2 protein-coding genes are annotated in these 1,030 nt (G+C 66.2%); both read left to right on the top strand.

What is annotated here, in order from left to right:
- Positions 1-389 (top strand): hypothetical protein (locus tag ACZ5CR_RS47440; protein WP_468870295.1); only part of this gene is annotated, 389 nt, incomplete at its 5' end.
- A gap of 533 nt (positions 390-922) precedes the next feature.
- A partial coding sequence (locus ACZ5CR_RS47435; RefSeq protein ID WP_468870296.1) for a TetR family transcriptional regulator occupies positions 923-1,030 on the top strand: 108 nt, incomplete at its 3' end.

Here is a 1,030-nt window from a genome sequence, read left to right as displayed (position 1 = left end):
GGCACGGCCGCACAGTGATAGACGCCGAGCTCAACCCGCCCTGGCGGAAGGCGATAGACGGCCGTATCCACGCCCGTCCCCGTCCCCGTCCCCGCATCCGCATCCGCACAGCTCCTGAGCGCGAAGAGCGCCCCACCTCCATCGGACCCGAAGACGACAACGGATTCCTCGAAAGCGGGCCCCTCGACAGCGCCGACGATCCGGGGGGGCAAGTCCCCGCGAAGCCCGGCCACGGTCTGCGGCACGGAATGTACGAAGAGCCCGACTCCGACGTCCGGCAGGCTGAGTTCGCGCACATGGCGGTAGAGGAGCACGAGGTCGCCGGGGAGAGCAGCTGCGAGGTCGAGGTATTCCGCCGCACCACCGAACTCCTCAGCACTTACAACTGAGTTGGAGTCGGCCGGATATCCGAACCGAGCCTCGAAGTGCTCAAGGTGGACGGCAAGGGACTCCCGCACGCGGGAAATCCAGCCGTCGATCCAATCCCCGGTCAGGGGCATCGGTTCCAACCGTCTCGGCACAGGGCCCCCTCTCGACATCCCACCACTCTCCAATGAACCCCCACCCACCCTCCCCCGTCTCACAGTCCGGTACGCCGAGACCCGCGCAGCAACGGCGCGTCAGTCGCGTACACCACAGCAGAATCCCAAATCCCAGCTCTGCTCGACACGGAAGAGAAATTCAACCCCCATGAGACTTTCCTTTCCCTCACACCCCTCGCACCCCTCGCACCCCTCGCACCCCACAGACCGTCTAACCCACGGCACACTTTTAAGTCAGTTGATTGACTTACGGAAGAGAGTGGGTTTGACTTCTGGTGCCAGCACGCACCGTCGAACCGTGGAGGCCGCACGTGGCCGAACGTCAGGGCACGAAGCCGCTCACCTACGGCGCCGGCGGGAGAACCGCTCGCGCCGAACGTGTGGCGGAGACCCGTGGAACGATCATGTCGGCCGCGGAGCGGCTCTTCGCCGAGCAGGGGCTGTCCGCCGTGTCGAACCGCCAGATCGGCGAGGCGGCGGGGCAGGGC

It is taken from the genome of Streptomyces sp. NPDC031274, assembly GCF_055570235.1.
Note: the sequence above shows the minus strand (reverse complement) of the source record. Positions and strands in the feature narration are given on the sequence as shown.